The organism is Gordonia sp. UBA7860, from assembly GCF_002500165.1.
Classification (GTDB): domain Bacteria; phylum Actinomycetota; class Actinomycetes; order Mycobacteriales; family Mycobacteriaceae; genus Gordonia; species Gordonia sputi.
Genome location: NZ_DLSO01000011.1, coordinates 1 through 15,707 on the forward strand (window position 1 = coordinate 1; position 15,707 = coordinate 15,707).

General features: G+C 65.5%; 14 protein-coding genes. 7 read left to right on the plus strand and 7 right to left on the minus strand.

The genetic code is table 11. The annotated features are described in order from the left end of the window. Both ppgK and B3T59_RS01500 read left to right on the plus strand, forming a co-directional pair. On the plus strand, positions 1–774 hold a 774-nt coding region (gene ppgK, locus B3T59_RS01495; protein ID WP_287001329.1), incomplete at its 5' end, for a polyphosphate--glucose phosphotransferase. A gap of 233 nt (positions 775–1,007) precedes the next feature. Next, positions 1,008–2,459 carry an RNA polymerase sigma factor gene (locus B3T59_RS01500; RefSeq protein ID WP_287001330.1) on the plus strand — a complete coding sequence of 484 codons (1,452 nt, stop codon included), beginning with the start codon at positions 1,008–1,010 and terminating at the stop codon, positions 2,457–2,459. Between the two features lie 19 nt (positions 2,460–2,478). On the opposite strand, the gene B3T59_RS01505 is transcribed toward B3T59_RS01500, so the two are convergent. Beyond that, a complete protein-coding gene (locus tag B3T59_RS01505; RefSeq protein WP_287001340.1) occupies positions 2,479–2,814 on the minus strand; it encodes a DUF952 domain-containing protein in 336 nt (111 codons plus the stop codon). Between the two features lie 300 nt (positions 2,815–3,114). Here B3T59_RS01505 and B3T59_RS01510 point away from each other — a divergent pair, with 300 nt between their 5' ends. Further along, positions 3,115–3,321 (plus strand): DUF7455 domain-containing protein, encoded by a 207-nt coding sequence (locus B3T59_RS01510; RefSeq protein WP_005173003.1) that lies wholly within the window; start codon positions 3,115–3,117, stop codon positions 3,319–3,321. A gap of 79 nt (positions 3,322–3,400) precedes the next feature. On the opposite strand, the gene B3T59_RS01515 is transcribed toward B3T59_RS01510, so the two are convergent. Beyond that, positions 3,401–5,125, minus strand: coding sequence for a DEAD/DEAH box helicase (locus B3T59_RS01515; RefSeq protein ID WP_287001332.1), 1,725 nt, complete (start codon positions 5,123–5,125; stop codon positions 3,401–3,403). Between the two features lie 333 nt (positions 5,126–5,458). Here B3T59_RS01515 and B3T59_RS01520 point away from each other — a divergent pair, with 333 nt between their 5' ends. After that, positions 5,459–6,742 carry a YihY/virulence factor BrkB family protein gene (locus B3T59_RS01520; RefSeq protein ID WP_313316972.1) on the plus strand — a complete coding sequence of 428 codons (1,284 nt, stop codon included), beginning with the start codon at positions 5,459–5,461 and terminating at the stop codon, positions 6,740–6,742. A gap of 28 nt (positions 6,743–6,770) precedes the next feature. Here B3T59_RS01520 and B3T59_RS01525 read toward each other — a convergent pair whose 3' ends face one another. Continuing rightward, positions 6,771–7,046: a DUF3039 domain-containing protein gene (locus tag B3T59_RS01525; protein ID WP_064862970.1), complete on the minus strand. Its 276-nt coding sequence runs from the start codon at positions 7,044–7,046 to the stop codon at positions 6,771–6,773. 183 nt (positions 7,047–7,229) lie between these two features. Here B3T59_RS01525 and B3T59_RS01530 point away from each other — a divergent pair, with 183 nt between their 5' ends. After that, positions 7,230–7,616 carry a DUF3099 domain-containing protein gene (locus B3T59_RS01530; protein WP_064862969.1) on the plus strand — a complete coding sequence of 129 codons (387 nt, stop codon included), beginning with the start codon at positions 7,230–7,232 and terminating at the stop codon, positions 7,614–7,616. Between the two features lie 191 nt (positions 7,617–7,807). Beyond that, entirely contained in the window at positions 7,808–8,818 is a 1,011-nt protein-coding gene (locus tag B3T59_RS01535) for a sigma-70 family RNA polymerase sigma factor (RefSeq protein WP_287001334.1), read from the plus strand. Positions 8,819–8,828: 10 nt separating this feature from the next. On the opposite strand, the gene B3T59_RS01540 is transcribed toward B3T59_RS01535, so the two are convergent. Both B3T59_RS01540 and B3T59_RS01545 read right to left on the minus strand, forming a co-directional pair. Continuing rightward, complete coding sequence (locus B3T59_RS01540) at positions 8,829–11,789, minus strand: GNAT family N-acetyltransferase (RefSeq protein ID WP_251721178.1); 2,961 nt, start codon at positions 11,787–11,789, stop codon at positions 8,829–8,831. Further along, complete coding sequence (locus B3T59_RS01545) at positions 11,782–13,026, minus strand: acetoin utilization protein AcuC (RefSeq protein WP_251721176.1); 1,245 nt, start codon at positions 13,024–13,026, stop codon at positions 11,782–11,784. The genes B3T59_RS01540 and B3T59_RS01545 overlap by 8 nt, the downstream gene beginning before the upstream one ends. A gap of 133 nt (positions 13,027–13,159) precedes the next feature. Here B3T59_RS01545 and B3T59_RS01550 point away from each other — a divergent pair, with 133 nt between their 5' ends. Further along, a complete protein-coding gene (locus B3T59_RS01550) occupies positions 13,160–13,843 on the plus strand; it encodes a metal-dependent transcriptional regulator (RefSeq protein ID WP_064862966.1) in 684 nt (227 codons plus the stop codon). A 26-nt stretch (positions 13,844–13,869) separates the two neighbouring features. On the opposite strand, the gene B3T59_RS01555 is transcribed toward B3T59_RS01550, so the two are convergent. Beyond that, a complete protein-coding gene (locus B3T59_RS01555; protein ID WP_287001335.1) occupies positions 13,870–14,943 on the minus strand; it encodes a DUF4192 domain-containing protein in 1,074 nt (357 codons plus the stop codon). 91 nt (positions 14,944–15,034) lie between these two features. Further along, complete coding sequence (locus B3T59_RS01560) at positions 15,035–15,697, minus strand: hypothetical protein (protein ID WP_287001336.1); 663 nt, start codon at positions 15,695–15,697, stop codon at positions 15,035–15,037. Positions 15,698–15,707 lie beyond the last annotated feature (10 nt).

A 15,707-nucleotide genomic window follows, 5' to 3' on the forward strand; every position in this document is an offset into this window, starting at 1 on the left:
TCCACCTCTGCGAACGATTCCGCCGGACCCCGCGCGTTCGGCGTCGACGTCGGGGGGTCGGGGATCAAGGGCGGAATCGTGGACCTCACGACTGGCAAGCTGGTCGGCGAACGCTACAAGGTGCTCACCCCCAAACCCGCGACACCCGAAGCGGTCTCGCGGGGCGTTGCCGAGGTGGTCGGCCACTTCAACTGGGATGGACCCGTTGGCATCACACTTCCCGGAGTCATCACCGACGGAACCATGCGCACCGCGGCGAACATCGACAAGGGCTGGATCGGCACGAATACCTACGAGCTCTTCGCCAAGGATCTCGGGGGGCGTGCTCTGTCGGTCGTCAACGACGCGGACGCAGCCGGAATGGCCGAGGACGCGCACGGCGCCGGACGTGGCGTCGACGGGGTGGTCATGCTCCTGACGTTCGGCACCGGCATCGGATCGGCGATCCTGGTGAATGGCACGCTCGTACCGAACACCGAGCTCGGCCACCTCATCGTCGGAAAGAAGGAAGCCGAGCATCAGGCATCCTCGCGCGTGAAGGAAGAAAAGGGCTGGTCGTACGAGAAATGGTCCAAGAAGGTCAGCAAGGTCCTCGATGAGTACGAGGCACTGTTCTGGCCGTCGTTGTTCATCGCGGGCGGCGGCATCAGCCGCAAGGCCGACAAGTGGATTCCGTACCTCACGAACGAGACCAAAGTGGTTCCGGCGGCCCTGCAGAACACGGCCGGAATCGTGGGGGCCGCGATGGCCGTCGATCAGGGTCTCAAGCCCTGATTCCGCCGACGTCTGAGCGATCTCGTAGCGCGCGCCGTCTGCGATCCCCGGGGGTCGTCGACGCCGCGCTACCGAGACTGCGACAACCGGCCTGACCTGGCATTTGTCACATTCGGGGTGATGTTGTCGTTACAATGGCTTCCACCGGTGACGATGCACCGAGAAACCAGCCCGATCCGCAGCGGTTCTCCGCTGTGAATCAGCGTGTCAGATTGTGTTCGGAAAGGTTGTACGTGGCAGCCACCCAGACCCGCCAGAGCGACGCCGAAGCCGAGGATTCGACGACGACGTCGGCCCCGGCTGCAGATAAGCCAACGGCAAAGAAGACCGCCAAGAAGGCGGCCAAGAAGGCCACAGCTCGCAAGGCCCCCGCCAAGAAGGCGGCCAAGAAAGCCGCTCCGAAGAAGGCGGCCAAGAAGGCCGCGAGTCCTGCCGACGGGGCAGAAGAAGCCAACGAAGCAGAAGACCTCGACGGCGGCTCGATCGACGACATCGACGGCCCCGACGCGGATCTCGACGAAGATCTCGAGATCGACGACGAGGATCTCGAGGTCGACGACGAGGAAGCCGAAGATTCGGCCGACGACGACGCCGAAGAGGAGTCCGAGACTCCCGCGAAGACGACCGCCGGAGCCACTCCCCCGGTCGCGCCGCCCGCCGACAAGGCGTCGAAGGACGCAGACGCGAAGACCGCAGGAGACTTCGTCTGGGACGAGGAAGAGTCAGAGGCTCTTCGTCAGGCCCGCAAAGACGCTGAGCTCACCGCGTCCGCCGACTCGGTTCGTGCCTACCTCAAGCAGATCGGCAAGGTCGCCCTCCTCAACGCAGAAGAGGAAGTCGAACTCGCCAAGCGCATCGAAGCAGGCCTGTACGCCACCGAACGCCTGCGTCGGATCATGGAGTCGGGCGAGAAGATCTCGACCGCACAGAAGCGCGACCTGAACTGGATCTCCCGCGACGGCAACCGCGCCAAGAACCACCTTCTCGAGGCCAACCTGCGCCTCGTCGTCTCTCTCGCCAAGCGCTACACCGGCCGCGGCATGGCATTCCTGGACCTGATCCAGGAGGGCAACCTCGGTCTGATCCGCGCTGTCGAGAAGTTCGACTACACCAAGGGTTACAAGTTCTCGACGTATGCCACCTGGTGGATCCGTCAGGCGATCACCCGCGCGATGGCCGATCAGGCCCGCACCATCCGTATCCCGGTGCACATGGTCGAGGTCATCAACAAGCTCGGCCGCATTCAGCGTGAGCTGCTCCAGGACCTCGGCCGTGAGCCGACTCCCGAAGAGCTCGCGAAGGAAATGGACATCACGCCCGAGAAGGTGCTGGAGATCCAGCAGTACGCCCGCGAGCCCATCTCGTTGGACCAGACAATCGGCGACGAGGGCGACAGCCAGCTCGGCGACTTCATCGAGGACTCCGAGGCCGTGGTCGCGGTCGACGCGGTCAGTTTCACGCTACTCCAGGATCAGCTGCAGTCGGTGCTCGAGACGCTGTCCGAGCGCGAAGCGGGCGTCGTCCGACTCCGCTTCGGACTCACCGACGGTCAGCCGCGCACACTCGACGAGATCGGCCAGGTCTACGGCGTGACGCGTGAGCGCATCCGTCAGATCGAGTCGAAGACCATGTCGAAGCTCCGGCACCCGAGCCGCTCGCAGGTTCTGCGCGACTACCTCGACTGACCGTCGTTACGACCGCGGTCTAGGTACCTGATTCGTCGAGCGGCGCGAACGTGCCGTCCGCTTGCTGCGGGTAGGGCGTGACGTCGACCACCGCAGCCAGCGGTAGCGGGCCGTAGAGGTGCGGGAACAGCATCGATTTCGGATCGTCTGCGACGCCGGGCTCCCAACGGATCTCGGCGTCGAGTCGTGTCGGCTCGATGTGCAACGCAAGCAGGTCGTACTCACCGGAATAGAACCGATTGGCCGGCAGATGCACCTGCTGCGGAGTCGAGAGGTGGATGAACCCGACGTCGGCGAGCGACGACGGCCGCAGCTCCGATTCGTGTCGGGCCGCCTCCCAGTCCGCACTCGACATCAGATGAATGAGGCGTTCGACGGTCCGCCCGTCGGTTGATGACGTCACTGCAGCACCATAGTCATCAGAGGTCTCAGAACCATCGAAATGTGAGCCAGATCGCCTCTCGCGTAACGGGATCGTGTAGTTGTGTTGCACCTCGGGGAACCGATGTAAACGGTGAGTGACGACACACCCGGGAAACCGGCGGAACAATACGAGCCCCCGAAACGTCTGACACAGTGAGGTTGACGCATCGTCCGGATGCGTTGGCTCTGAAGGGAAGGCGACCACACCGGCGCCGGACCGGGACGGAGGAAAATGTCTGACATCGCCACCACAACCCCGATCTCCATACCGCTCACCGCTGCCGATCGCTGTGATCGCTGTGGCGCAGCCGCAAAGGTTCGTGCCGTCCTACCCAAGGGCGGCGAGCTTCTCTTCTGCCGCCACCACTTCAACGAGCACGAGGCCCGACTCGTCGAGCTCAGTGCCACCGTCGAAGAGTCTGCGGGAGAGCTGGTCTAGAGACCGATACACGTAGCGAACGCCCCGACCACTCGGATGTGGCCGGGGCGTTCTGCTATTCAGATCTCGTGCGCCCGCGTCACCGCCACGCGCGCAGCGCCTTGATGCGCTCGCGGAGTTGGTCGGCCGTGGCCATCGCCGTTGGCGGGCCGCCGAGTTTGCTGCGTAGTTCGTTGTGCACCATGCCGTGCGGCTTACCGGTGCGATGGTGGTGCATCGCGACCAGCCCGTTGAGTTCTTTTCGTAGCGCGTGGAGGTTCTCGCCCGTCGCCTGCTGCGCCGGCACCTTGTCTGCCGCCGGAACGATCTGCGTCACCGCCGATCGCTGCGCAACCTGGTCGGCCTGCTTCTTGCGCAGCAGTGCGCGCACCTGGTCGGCGTCGAGCAGTCCTGGAAGCCCCAAGTAGTCCGATTCTTCGTCGCTGCCCGCAAACGTCGCGGTACCGAACGACGAGCCGTCGAAGATCACCTGGTCGAGCTCGGCGTCGGCATGCAGTGATTGGAAGCTCTTTTCCTCCTCGCCCGCCTCGTCCTTCTGCTTGTTGGCATCGATCAGCAGCGCGTCGTCGAGGCCGTCGCTGTCGCGATGAGGTTTGCCGAGCACGTGGTCGCGCTCTGCTTCCATCTGGCTCGCCAGATTCAGGAGCACCGGGACGGAGGGCAAGAACACGCTCGCGGTCTCGCCCGGGCGCCTCGAGCGCACGAAACGCCCGATTGCCTGTGCAAAGAACAGCGGCGTCGACGCACTCGTCGCGTACACACCGACCGCCAGACGCGGAACGTCGACGCCCTCGGACACCATGCGGACCGCGATCATCCATTCGTCGTCGGATTCGGCGAACTGCGAGATGCGCGACGTCGACTTCGGGTCGTCGGAGAGGACGAGGACGGGTTTGCGTCCGGTGATCGACTCGAGAAGTTCTGCGTAGTCGCGGGCAACGGTCTGATCGGTGGCGATGACCAGTCCGCCTGCGTCGGGAACACCAGCCGCACGTAACTGGCCGAGCCGCGTGTGCGCGGCCTGGAGCACGGACGGAATCCAGTCACCGTGCGCGTCGAGCGCGGTTCGCCAGGCTCGTGCGGTCTGCTCGGCGGACAGTGGCTCTCCCAGTCGGGCGGTGTACTCCTCCCCCGCCGACGTACGCCAACTCGCCTGTCCCGAGTACGCGAGGAACACGACGGGCCGCACGACGCCGTCGGAGAGCGCGTCGGCGTAGCCGTAGGTGTGGTCGGCCCGCGATCGCAGCACGCCACCCTCTTCCGGCTCGTACGTGACGAACGGAATGGGTGAGTCGTCGGAGCGGAACGGTGTTCCTGTCAGCGACAACCTCCGCACGGCGTCGGAAAACGCCTCACGGATCGCGTCGCCCCACGATTTCGCGTCGCCACCGTGATGGATCTCATCGAGGATCACGAGTGTTCGACGATTCTCGGTGCGCACCCGGTGCCGCGATGGGTGCGCGGCCACCTGCGCGTAGGTCAGCGCGACACCGTTGTAGTCGGAGCTGGTCTGACCGTCGGAGTTGCGAAACCGGGAGTCCAGAGCGATGCCGACGCGCGCGGCGGCCTGCGCCCACTGATGCTTGAGATGTTCGGTCGGGGTGACGACGGTGACCTGTTCGACCGTGCGATCGTCGAGCAGTTCCCTCGCGACCCGAAGTCCGAACGTCGTCTTTCCCGCACCCGGCGTTGCGACCGCGAGAAAGTCTGTCGGCCTGGTCGCGAGGTACTTCGTGAGCGCTCGTCGCTGCCAGGCGCGTAGCGGCGGACCGGCGGGCGTTGCGGACGATTGGGCAGAAGTCACGTAATCAAAGCTCCCGACGGCGCGAAGGCAAGAAACAACCCCTCGGCCAGATGGACCGTGCCGGAACACATTCACTCATCCGAGGGGACTCCTTGATCTTAGCGGCTTGCGCCGACACCGCTTTCGCCAGACACGGGTGATCGACGCGAGCGCCGCAATGGGGTCGGTGACACGCGGCAAGGGGTGTGTCGCACGCAACCTGCCCCGATCAGGGATGCTGGACCCATAGCCACGACACGCCGCAACCCTGTTCCGATGACCGACGACGCCACCCCGTCGCCGGTTCTCGGAGAACGCGCGCGCAGACCTCCGCGCCGGCCGGCACCCGTGTCGATGGACCTTCCGATGGGAAACGACGGTCGGCCGTTCGATTCCCCAACACTCGACACTCCCGGCCTCGATGCCGCTGGGGCCCCGCGTCGCTCTCCGCCGATACGCGACACCGACGACGCCGCGTCGGAAGGAACCGACGATCCGCAAGCGCACCAGCCGTCTGCTCCCGGACCGCCTGTGCTGCCGAACATCCATCGGGTTGTCTGGCGCACGATCAAGAAGGCATGGGACGACGGAATCGTCGGTTGGGCCGCGCAGGCCGCGTTCTGGCAGGCGTTGTCGCTGCCTCCGCTGCTTCTCGGACTCCTCGGCAGCGTCGGCTATGTCGCCGGGTGGTTCGGTCCCGACACCGTCGAAGTGATCTCGTCGCGGATCATCAGCTTCGCGGAACGCACGTTCTCGACGAGCGTTGTCAACGATCTCATCACCCCGACCGTCGACAACGTCCTCGGGCGCGGACGCGTCGGGGTGATTTCGGTTGGCTTCATCCTGTCGCTGTGGGCCGGGTCGTCGGCCGTGTCGTGTTTCGTCGCGTCGATCGTTCGGGCACACGACCAGCACGAGGTGCGCAATCCGGTGTGGCAGCGAATCTTCGCGCTCCTGCTGTACGTGTGCTTCCTTCTCGTGTCGGTGTTCCTGCTGCCACTGGTAGCACTCGGCCCGAACTACCTTCACGAGATCGTGCCCGACTCGTGGGACCGAGGAGTGAGCGCGCTGATCGACTACGGATACTTCCCGTTCGTCGCGCTGCTGCTCCTCGGGGTCCTCACGACGCTCTATCACCTGGCGCTGCCGAATCCGTTGCCCTGGCATCGGCTCGTCGGCGGCGCGGTGGTCGCCGGGATCTTCTTCTGGATCGCCAGCTACGTATTGCGTATCTACCTCGCCGCGATCACACGCGCCGGATACACCTACGGCGCACTGGCGACGCCGATCGCCTTTTTGCTGTTCACATTCTTCCTCGGCTTCGCGATCGTGATCGGCGCCGAGTTCAATGCCGCGGTGCAATCACTGTGGCCGGCCAAACCCCCTGCCACCGCGCACGTCCGACACTGGGTACACGAGCAGACCTCCGACATCACCGGCCACATCAAGTCGATTCCCGAGCGACTGGCCACCGGGCCGATCCGCAAGTCCCCTCAGCAGCCCGACGACGCTATGCGCGACTCGGACTCCGATGCCGACACGGACGTCCACACGTATGACACGCAGCCTCGGGGCACGCAGACTCCCCGGGGCCGGTCGTCACCTCAACGGCAACCGCCGCCCGGCAAACGTCGTTAGCGGGCGGCGGTGGCTGCAGCAGGAAGCGTCACTCCTTGCGCATCCGGTTGTAGATTTTCTTGCACTTGGGGCAGACGGGCGATCCCGGCTTGGCCGAGCGCGTCACCGGGAACGTCTCGCCGCACAGCGCCACCACGTGATTGCCCATGACAGCGCTCTCGGCGATCTTGTTTTTCTTGACGTAGTGGAAGAACTTGGGTCTGTCGTCGTCTCCCCGATCCGTCGCGTCGGCGTCGGGCCGCTCGTCGGTCTTGGTGTCCGACCATTCGTCGAGGTCGGGACGCTCGATAGTTTCGGTAGCCATGTGCTCTATTGTGCTCCTCACTGCCCGATTCCGACACGGTGACCCGCGACGCGCGACGACCAGTGCCACCGGCGCGGCCTCGGACACGCCCGAGCGCGTCACACGACGGTTGCCCCGTCGGTGCAATCAGGAACTGAAAGTGGAACAGTGGAGACATGGGATTCGACGGAACGAAGCGCAGTCATGGTGGGTGCTGAGGGGCCACGCCGCGATCATGTGTCGCCAGAGGCCTTTCTCATCACCGACGCGCAGGACTCCCTCGACGAGCAGCACAGGGCGCGCGTACGCAAATATCTGACGCTGATGTCGTTTCGTGTTCCCGCGCTGATCATCGCGGGCATCGTCTACAGCATGACCGGATCGGGCTGGTGGGCGCTCGGCATCGTCGCACTGTCGATACCGCTCCCCTGGGTCGCGGTCCTGATCGCCAACGACCGACCACCTCGCAAGCGAGGAGAGGTGGCCCATTACAAATACGGCCCCGACCACCACGTCGTCGGCCCACAGGCTCTCGGCGGCGAGTCGAACGTCATCGACTCCACCGTCTCCGAAGACCGACATCGAAACTGAGCGCAGTTACGCCGGTTTGAGTGGACCCAGTTGCGTCTACTGGACCAGATCTCAGCCGATTCTCAGTCGCCCCGTCCTACTAGATCGAGCGTTCATGCAGGTCAGGTGTCAGTAGCCCGAATCAGCCCCCGGGGAACTTTCACGGAGTGCATGTCGTTGCACCCTATGAACGCACTCGATTAGGAGGCCAGATGTCACGCTCCACCGTCACACGCTCCACATCCACCGTCGCTTCTGGCGACACCACCCCTTCACGTCCGGCGATGACGGAACAAGATCTCGACGCACAGTCACCTGCGGCAGATCTGGTCCGCGTCTACCTCAACGGCATCGGCCGCACGGCGCTGCTCAACGCGGAGCAGGAGGTCGAGCTCGCCAAGCAGATCGAAGCGGGCCTCTACGCCAAGCACGTTCTGGCGACCCGCAAGCGGCTGTCCGCAGCCAAGAAGCGTGATCTCTCGATCGTCGTTCGCGAAGGCGAGGTCGCACGATCGCACCTACTCGAGGCCAACCTCCGCCTCGTCGTCTCGCTCGCCAAGCGCTACACCGGCCGCGGAATGCCACTCCTCGACCTCATCCAGGAGGGCAATCTCGGCCTGATCCGTGCGATGGAGAAGTTCGACTACGCGAAGGGCTTCAAGTTCTCGACGTACGCAACCTGGTGGATTCGCCAGGCCATCACGCGAGGCATGGCAGACCAGAGCCGCACCATCCGTCTTCCTGTCCACCTCGTCGAGCAGGTCAACAAGTTGGCCCGCATAAAGCGTGAGCTGCATCAGCAACTCGGCCGCGAGGCCACCGACGATGAGCTCGCCAACGAATCGGGTATCCCGGCGGAGAAGATCGCAGATCTGCTCGACCACAGCCGCGACCCGGTGAGCCTCGACATGCCGGTGGGCAGCGACGAGGAGGCACCGCTCGGCGACTTCATCGAAGACGCCGAGGCGACCTCTGCGGAGAGCGCCGTCATCGCCGGACTCATGCACACCGACGTCCGCGCGGTGCTCGCCACGCTCGACGAGCGTGAGCAGCAGGTGATCCGGATGCGCTACGGTCTCGACGACGGACAGCCACGCACACTCGATCAGATCGGCCGCATGTTCGGGCTCTCGCGCGAACGCGTCCGTCAGATCGAGCGTGAGGTGATGGGCAAGCTCCGCCAGGGCGAGCGCGCCGAGCGCCTGCGCGCCTACGCGAGCTGACTCGCTACCGCTAACTCAATCGTCTCGGTCCGGTGTCCGCCTTGGTGGGCACCGGGCCGATTCGTATGCGGGCGTTGAGGATTGCTGCGCCCTCCGGCGAACACAGCACGGGGTCGACAAAGATCTCGCGGATCTCCGGGATGTCGTCGGCCATCGTCGAGATGCGGATGAGCAGGTCGACCAGCGCTTCTCGATCGACCGGGGCCTCTCCCCGATAGCCGTAGAGGAGCGGGGCCGATCGTGGCTCGTCGATCAGTTCGTCGGCGTCGAGGGCGGTGATCGGGATCGCGCGATACCCGTGGTCGCCGAGGAGCTCGAACGTCCTGCCCGACAAGCCGAACGAGATCAGTGGCCCGAACGACGGGTCATCGCGCATGCGCACCATGGTGCCGACGCCCTTGGGCGCCATCTTCTGCACGTGGAGCACCTTGTCACCGGTCAGCTCCGAGATCTCGGCGAACGCGGTCACCACCGCAGTGGCGTCGGGAAGGTCGAGTCGTGCGCCCTCACGGTCGAGCCGGCCGCGCCACGACGGAGACGTTGCTTTGACGGCCACAGGAAATCCCAGGTCACGCGCCGCGGCGGACGCCTCGTGCATCGTCGAGACCTCGCGGAAGGGAACCACCCGGACTCCGTACCACTCCAGCAGGCGCGCCGAGTCGACGTCGCCGAGGACCGTCACCTCATCGGCGCCTGCGGCCGTCGAGCCACTTGACTCATCCGACTCAGCCTCGGAAGGCCCGCACATGGCTTCGCGCACCCATGTCCGCGCAGCCTCGGGGTCGATGCCGTCGGGCCTTTCGACGGAAACCTCCGGTCGCGCGCACCATCGCGCGTACTGCCACGCGCGTGCCAGAGCGGCCGCTGCCCGTTCCGGAGAGGAATACGACGGAATCGAGCCGCGGGCAGGTAACCCCGACGGCCCGGGCTTCATCAGGCCCGGTGGGATGCCCTCGACGGCGAGGAAGGTGGTCACGATCGGTTTGTCGGCATCGGCATCCGGTGTGTTCGCGCCCGCGATCAGTGCGCGGGCATGCCAGCCGAGGTCGACGGCGACAGGTGGCACGAAGACGACGATCACGCTGTCGACCCCCGGATCGGCCATCGCCTGCGCGACGGCGCCCTCGAAATCATCCTCCGAGGCTCCTGCGCCGAGGTCGATGGTCGACTCCACTTCCAGACCACCCGAGCGCGCGGTGTCAGCGGCGAGGCTGCCGAGCACCGACGAGTTGCCGATGATGCGGGTCCGGGGGCCGCGAGGTAGGGGTTGGTACGCGAAAAGGGATGCGCAGTCGAACAATTCTGGAATGGTATCGACCTGGATGACGCCTGCTTGCTCGAGCATCATCTGCGCGATGCGATCGTCGAGGCTCGCCGCAGCGGTCCGTGCGGCACGCACCGGGCTCATCGCCCCCTTACCGGACTTGACCGCGACGATCGGCTTCGATCGCGACACCCTGCGGGCAATGCGCGAGAACTTGCGCGGGTTACCGAAACTCTCCAGGTACAGCAGCACGACGTCGGTGGCGGTATCGGAATCCCAGTACTGCAGCAGGTCATTGCCCGAGACGTCGGCGCGGTTGCCCGCCGAGACGAATGTCGACAGTCCGATCTGTCGATGTGCGGCCGTGTCGAGGATCGCGATGCCGAGCGCACCGGACTGACAGAAGAATCCGACGCGGCCCAGCGGCGGGATACGGGGCGCGAGCGTGGCATTCAGCGCGATCGACGGGTCGTTGTTCGCGACGCCGAGGGCGTTGGGCCCCACCAGGCGCATGCCGTGCTCGCGGACCTGCTGAACGAGGCGATGTTCACTCTCCAGGCCCGCCTCACCGCTCTCCCCGAAGCCGGACGACACGATCACCAGGGCACGCACACCCTTGATCATGCAGTCATCGAGCACCTCGTCGACGCTCGCCGCGGGCACCGCGACCACGGCAAGATCGACCGGGTCGGGGATGTCGCGCACCGTCGGGTACGCGCGGATTCCCCTCACCGATGGCGGCCGCACGCGGGGCGCACGCGCCGGGCCGCGATGACGTCGCTGTGGTGGGCGCGTGACCCCGGCACGCGCCACGTCGTGGGCCGATTCGCCCTGCTCATCGTCGGGTTCACCGTCACGGTCGGGACCATTCACCGGGAACACCGGTCCGGTGAATCCGGCCGCAATGATGTTGGCCAGCAGCGCGTTTCCCACCTTCTTGGGATCGGTCGACGCACCGATCACGGCGACGGACGCCGGTCGCAACAAGTTGGCGACGCTGCGCGCCTCGGACGCACGCTCACGGTCGTTGCGCACCGAAAGCATCGCCTCGGTGGGATCGATCGTGAACTCGACATGGACCGTCGAGCCGTCGAATGCGCGCGAGATCTGGTAGCCGGCGTCACGGAAGACGGCGACCATGTTGGGATTCTCGCTGAGCACCTCGGCCTCGAAGCGGGTGAATCCGTTCTCGGCAGCGGCTCCGGCGAGATGTTCGAGGAGAATGGGTCCGAGTCCTCGGCCCTGGTGTTCGTCGGCGACGACGAAGGCGACCTCTGCGGATTCGGGCTTACCGTCGGCGGCGAGTCCCTCATAGATGCCGATCGCGATGATCTCCCCGCCGAGCACTGCGACGATCGCAACCCGGTTGTGGTGGTCGACCGTGGTCATGCGTGCGACCTCCCGCGGCGGAAGAGTCGGCGTCGGACCGAAGTAGCGCATGTACCTGGTGCGTTCGGACAAACCCGAGTGGAATCGGACGACGCGGTCGGCGTCGTCGGGGACGATCGGACGCAGATGCACCACGCCGCCGTCGGACGCGAGGACGTCGGCGATCCAGTGGCGGGGGTAATCCCACGGACCGCGCGGGCGCTCGCCCTGTGCGTGGTCATCCCGGTGACCTGCCTGAACGGTTGAATCAGTCGATGGGCTTTCAGTCGCTGGCGTATCAGTTTTCCCGGTCGAATCAGTCACGGGGGAATCAGTCACGGGGGTCCTCCGGGTCGAGTCCGTGTAGCGGATACACCGCACGGCGAGTGGCCATGATGGCGCGATCGGTTTGTCGTTGGGCGCTCTCGTCGATGCCGGGCGGCGGTTGTTGGCCCGTGTCGCCATCCCACTCGACGAAGTCGACGTCGCCGCCGTCGCCCATGACATGCACGGGCGCCTGCGAGTACTCCGAGTGCACCTGCGTGGCGATCTGTTCTGCTGTGGCACACCATGATTCGTTGATCGGTGTCGACACATCGACGTCACGATCGAGCACAACGCCGAGTAGATGCGACCAACTGCGCGGCACGACATTCACCACGCCGTAGCCTCCTCCGCCGACAGCTATCCACCTGCCGTCGCAATACTTCTCGGCGAGGTCGCGCATCGCGATCATTGCCGCACGCTGCCCGTCGACGGTCAATGAGAGATCGGTCAACGGATCGGCGCGATGACTGTCGGCGCCGCACTGGCTGATGATGATCTGCGGCTTGAACTCGGCGATCAACGACGGAACGACAGCGTGGAATGCGCGAAGCCACAACCGATCCTGGGTGTCGGGCATCAGCGCGAGGTTGACCGCGGAGCCCTCGGCGGCATCCTGTCCGACCTCGGTCGGCCAGCCGGTTCCCGGCCACAGCGTCGCGGGATGCTGGTGCAGCGACACCGTCATCACGCGCGGGTCGGATGCGAACGCCACCTGCACGCCATCACCGTGGTGTGCGTCGATGTCGATGTAGGCGATGCGGTCGAAACCGTTCTCGAGCAGCCAGTGGATCGCGACGGCGCAGTCGTTGTAGATGCAGAATCCCGCCGCACGCGACCGCATGGCATGGTGCATTCCGCCACCGATGTTGACCGCCCGACGCACCGCTCCGGAACCGACCGCCTGCGCTGCCGCCAGCGTTCCACCGACCAGCAGCCGCGCCGCCTCGTGCATTCCGTCGAACACGGGATTATCGGAGTCGCCGAGTCCGAACAGGCGCTCGAGAAGCGGACCCGACAACGACGCCGTTCCCGATCCGACGGCACGCACCGCGTCGATGTAGTCCTGACTGTGGACGACGGTCAGAGCATCATCGCCGATCGCGAGCGGTTCGGAGACGTCGACATCGTCGAGCACTCCGAGGCTCTGTGCGAGGGTCATCGTCAGCGCCAAGCGCACGGGATTCATCGGGTGGGTGTGTGCCCAGCGATACGAGAGGAACTCCTCGCTCCAGATCACCGCCGCGCTCATCGATGTCTCCACGCACTACGCACACAACCAAGGCTAGTGCCTCACCGCGCGGGCCGGACGCGTTCGGCATGTGACGAGGCAGTCTCGGAAGCAGGTCAAGGTACTCTTGTAAAGACGGAAGGGACTGGCTCAAGTGAACGATCTGGTTGACACCACCGAGATGTACCTCCGGACGATCTACGACCTCGAAGAAGAGGGAATCGTCCCACTGCGCGCACGCATCGCCGAACGACTCGAGCAGAGCGGACCAACCGTGTCTCAGACGGTCGCGCGTATGGAACGCGACGGATTGTTGCGCGTCGCGGGCGACAGGCACCTCGAACTGACCGACAAGGGTCGTGCCCTCGCGGTCGCCGTGATGCGCAAGCACCGTCTCGCCGAGCGGCTGCTCGTCGATGTCATCGGCATGCCCTGGGACCAGGTCCACGAGGAAGCGTGCCGCTGGGAGCATGTCATGAGCGAGAACGTGGAGCGCCGGCTCCTCACCGTGCTCGACAACCCGACGACCTCGCCATACGGCAATCCGATTCCCGGCCTGGCAGAACTCGGCGTCGAGACGACGACGTCCACAGGCGAGGCCGCTCGCCTGTCCGATCTCCCGCAGGGCGAGGCGGTCGCGGTGATCGTCCGTCGACTCTCCGAGCACGCCCAGTCCGATACCGAGCTGATCGCTGCGCTGCGCGACGCGGGCGTCGTCCCGAACGCACGCGTGACAGTGACCTGCACCCCGCAGAAGGTGGAGATCAGCACGCCCGGTCACGCCGGACTGACTCTGTCTCCCGAGATGGCCCACTCGCTCTTCGTCGAAAAGGTCTGACCGACACCGTTATCCGACGCCACTCGTCAACTCGCATCACGCAGTGTGGCGCCGGGGAGCGTCACACCGAGTTGCGCTGCCGCGTCGTACGAGTCACCGATGAGGTGCCAGAGGTTGTCCGGGCGTAGCCCGTTACGTAGCGAGTGGTCGAGGAGCTGCGCGAGTTTCCATGTGCGGTCGGCCTCGCGCGCGACGTCGAGCGCCACGCCCGCAAAGCTCCCCTCACCTGCGATGTAGTGCAGATGCGCGAGGAGCGTCGCGGCACTGGCTCGTCCGGTACCCGTCAATCGTCGGGTCAGTTCACGCCACAACACCTCGGCGCCTGCACGAAGATCGGTGACCGCGAATCCCAGCGCAGCATCGCGAACCCGAACGTCGCAGATCGCACGTTCGAGTTCGGCAACCCTCTCGCACGAGAAGCGGTCGGACTCCATCACGACCGCCTCGTAGATCGCTGCCATGAGTTCGTGCGGTGGCTCGTCGTCGACGCTGCCTGCGTCAGCCCCGGCGTGGCAGGAGCCGTCGTCGCAATGAGGCGCCGGGGCCAGCATCGATGCGATCTCAGCGCGGCTTGCCAGGAGCAACCGCCCCGAATGAACTGCATCGGACACAGCGGTCGGCGAGGTCCGCGGATCCGTGAGCACCCCGCGTTGCAGCGACGACCGTGACGTGAGTGCAGTGCTGTGCTCCCAGATCTGCATCCAGTGCTCGCCCTCGGCGAAGCGATTACACACGTAGCCGCGACCGATACCGCCGCACAGCCGCATCCGCCGATCCACTATCGACAGAATCTCCGTGTAGGTCCGGGAATCGAGGTCGAAGCGATCGTCACCGATCACGGCGATGAGGTCGGCACTGCCGTAGCCCCGCAGTATTCGCGCCAGATTGTCGACTTCGTTGAGCATCGGCCGCGCAGGGGTGTCGTCGACGCCAAGGTCGAGATCGAGCCGTACGGACGCCTGGACCGTACGCCCGTCCGGTGCGAGCGCGAGGAGCACAAGTGAGCGCTCCGGAATGAAGCCGAAGAAGCCAGGGATAGCGGTGAGCAGCGCCGAGACGGTCCGGATCGGCCCGCGGGGCGATTCTTTTCGAAGTGACATGTCGAACATCTTGGGTTCATCTGCGGACGACAGAACCCGCCAACTGCCCAGATGACCCACTTTGTGCACATCCTCGGACGGATGCACAGATTCACGAACCGAATGCCGCCCGTAGCGCCCTCTCGAAGAGGGCATCGAGCTGACCGCTGGCCTCGGTGCTGATGTCACCCGCTGACGGCCATCGGTACTGGCAGTACACGCGCACTGTGCCCCGCTGTCCGATATAGGTCATCGTGCGCGTCAGGAGCGGCGCCTGGTCGCCGCCGGTCTCGACCGTCCGCAGGACGGCCGCGGTGTCGACACCTGCCGGGTGTGCGGGAGCGTCGGACACCTTTGTCTGCACCGTGCTCATCGCCGTCGTGGCGTTTCCGGTGGTCGCTCGGGGACACGCTCGCGCCTGCTCCACCACCGTGCTCAACGTGTCATCGACTCCGACGACGGCGGAGGTGAAGGACGCACGGTCGGCTTCGACGATCCCCAGGTAAACAACCGCGCCATCGGAGCCGACCGCGGCGGGCTGGCAGGCAGGCGGATCGTAGGGCGAGTTCGCGGGTCGGCCGATGAGGTCACCGATGGCATATGCGACCGAGTTCTGCGGAACGCGGGTCGCACCCGACACAGGGAAATCGGCTGCGGTCACCGACCGCGAGGAGAGGTCGGAGGTGTTCTCCGTCGGATCGCCTGCGATCGAACACGACGCCACGAGAAGAGCCGCGGCCAACCCCATCACCAGACCGACGCTGCGTGCACCCACGACTTCCGAC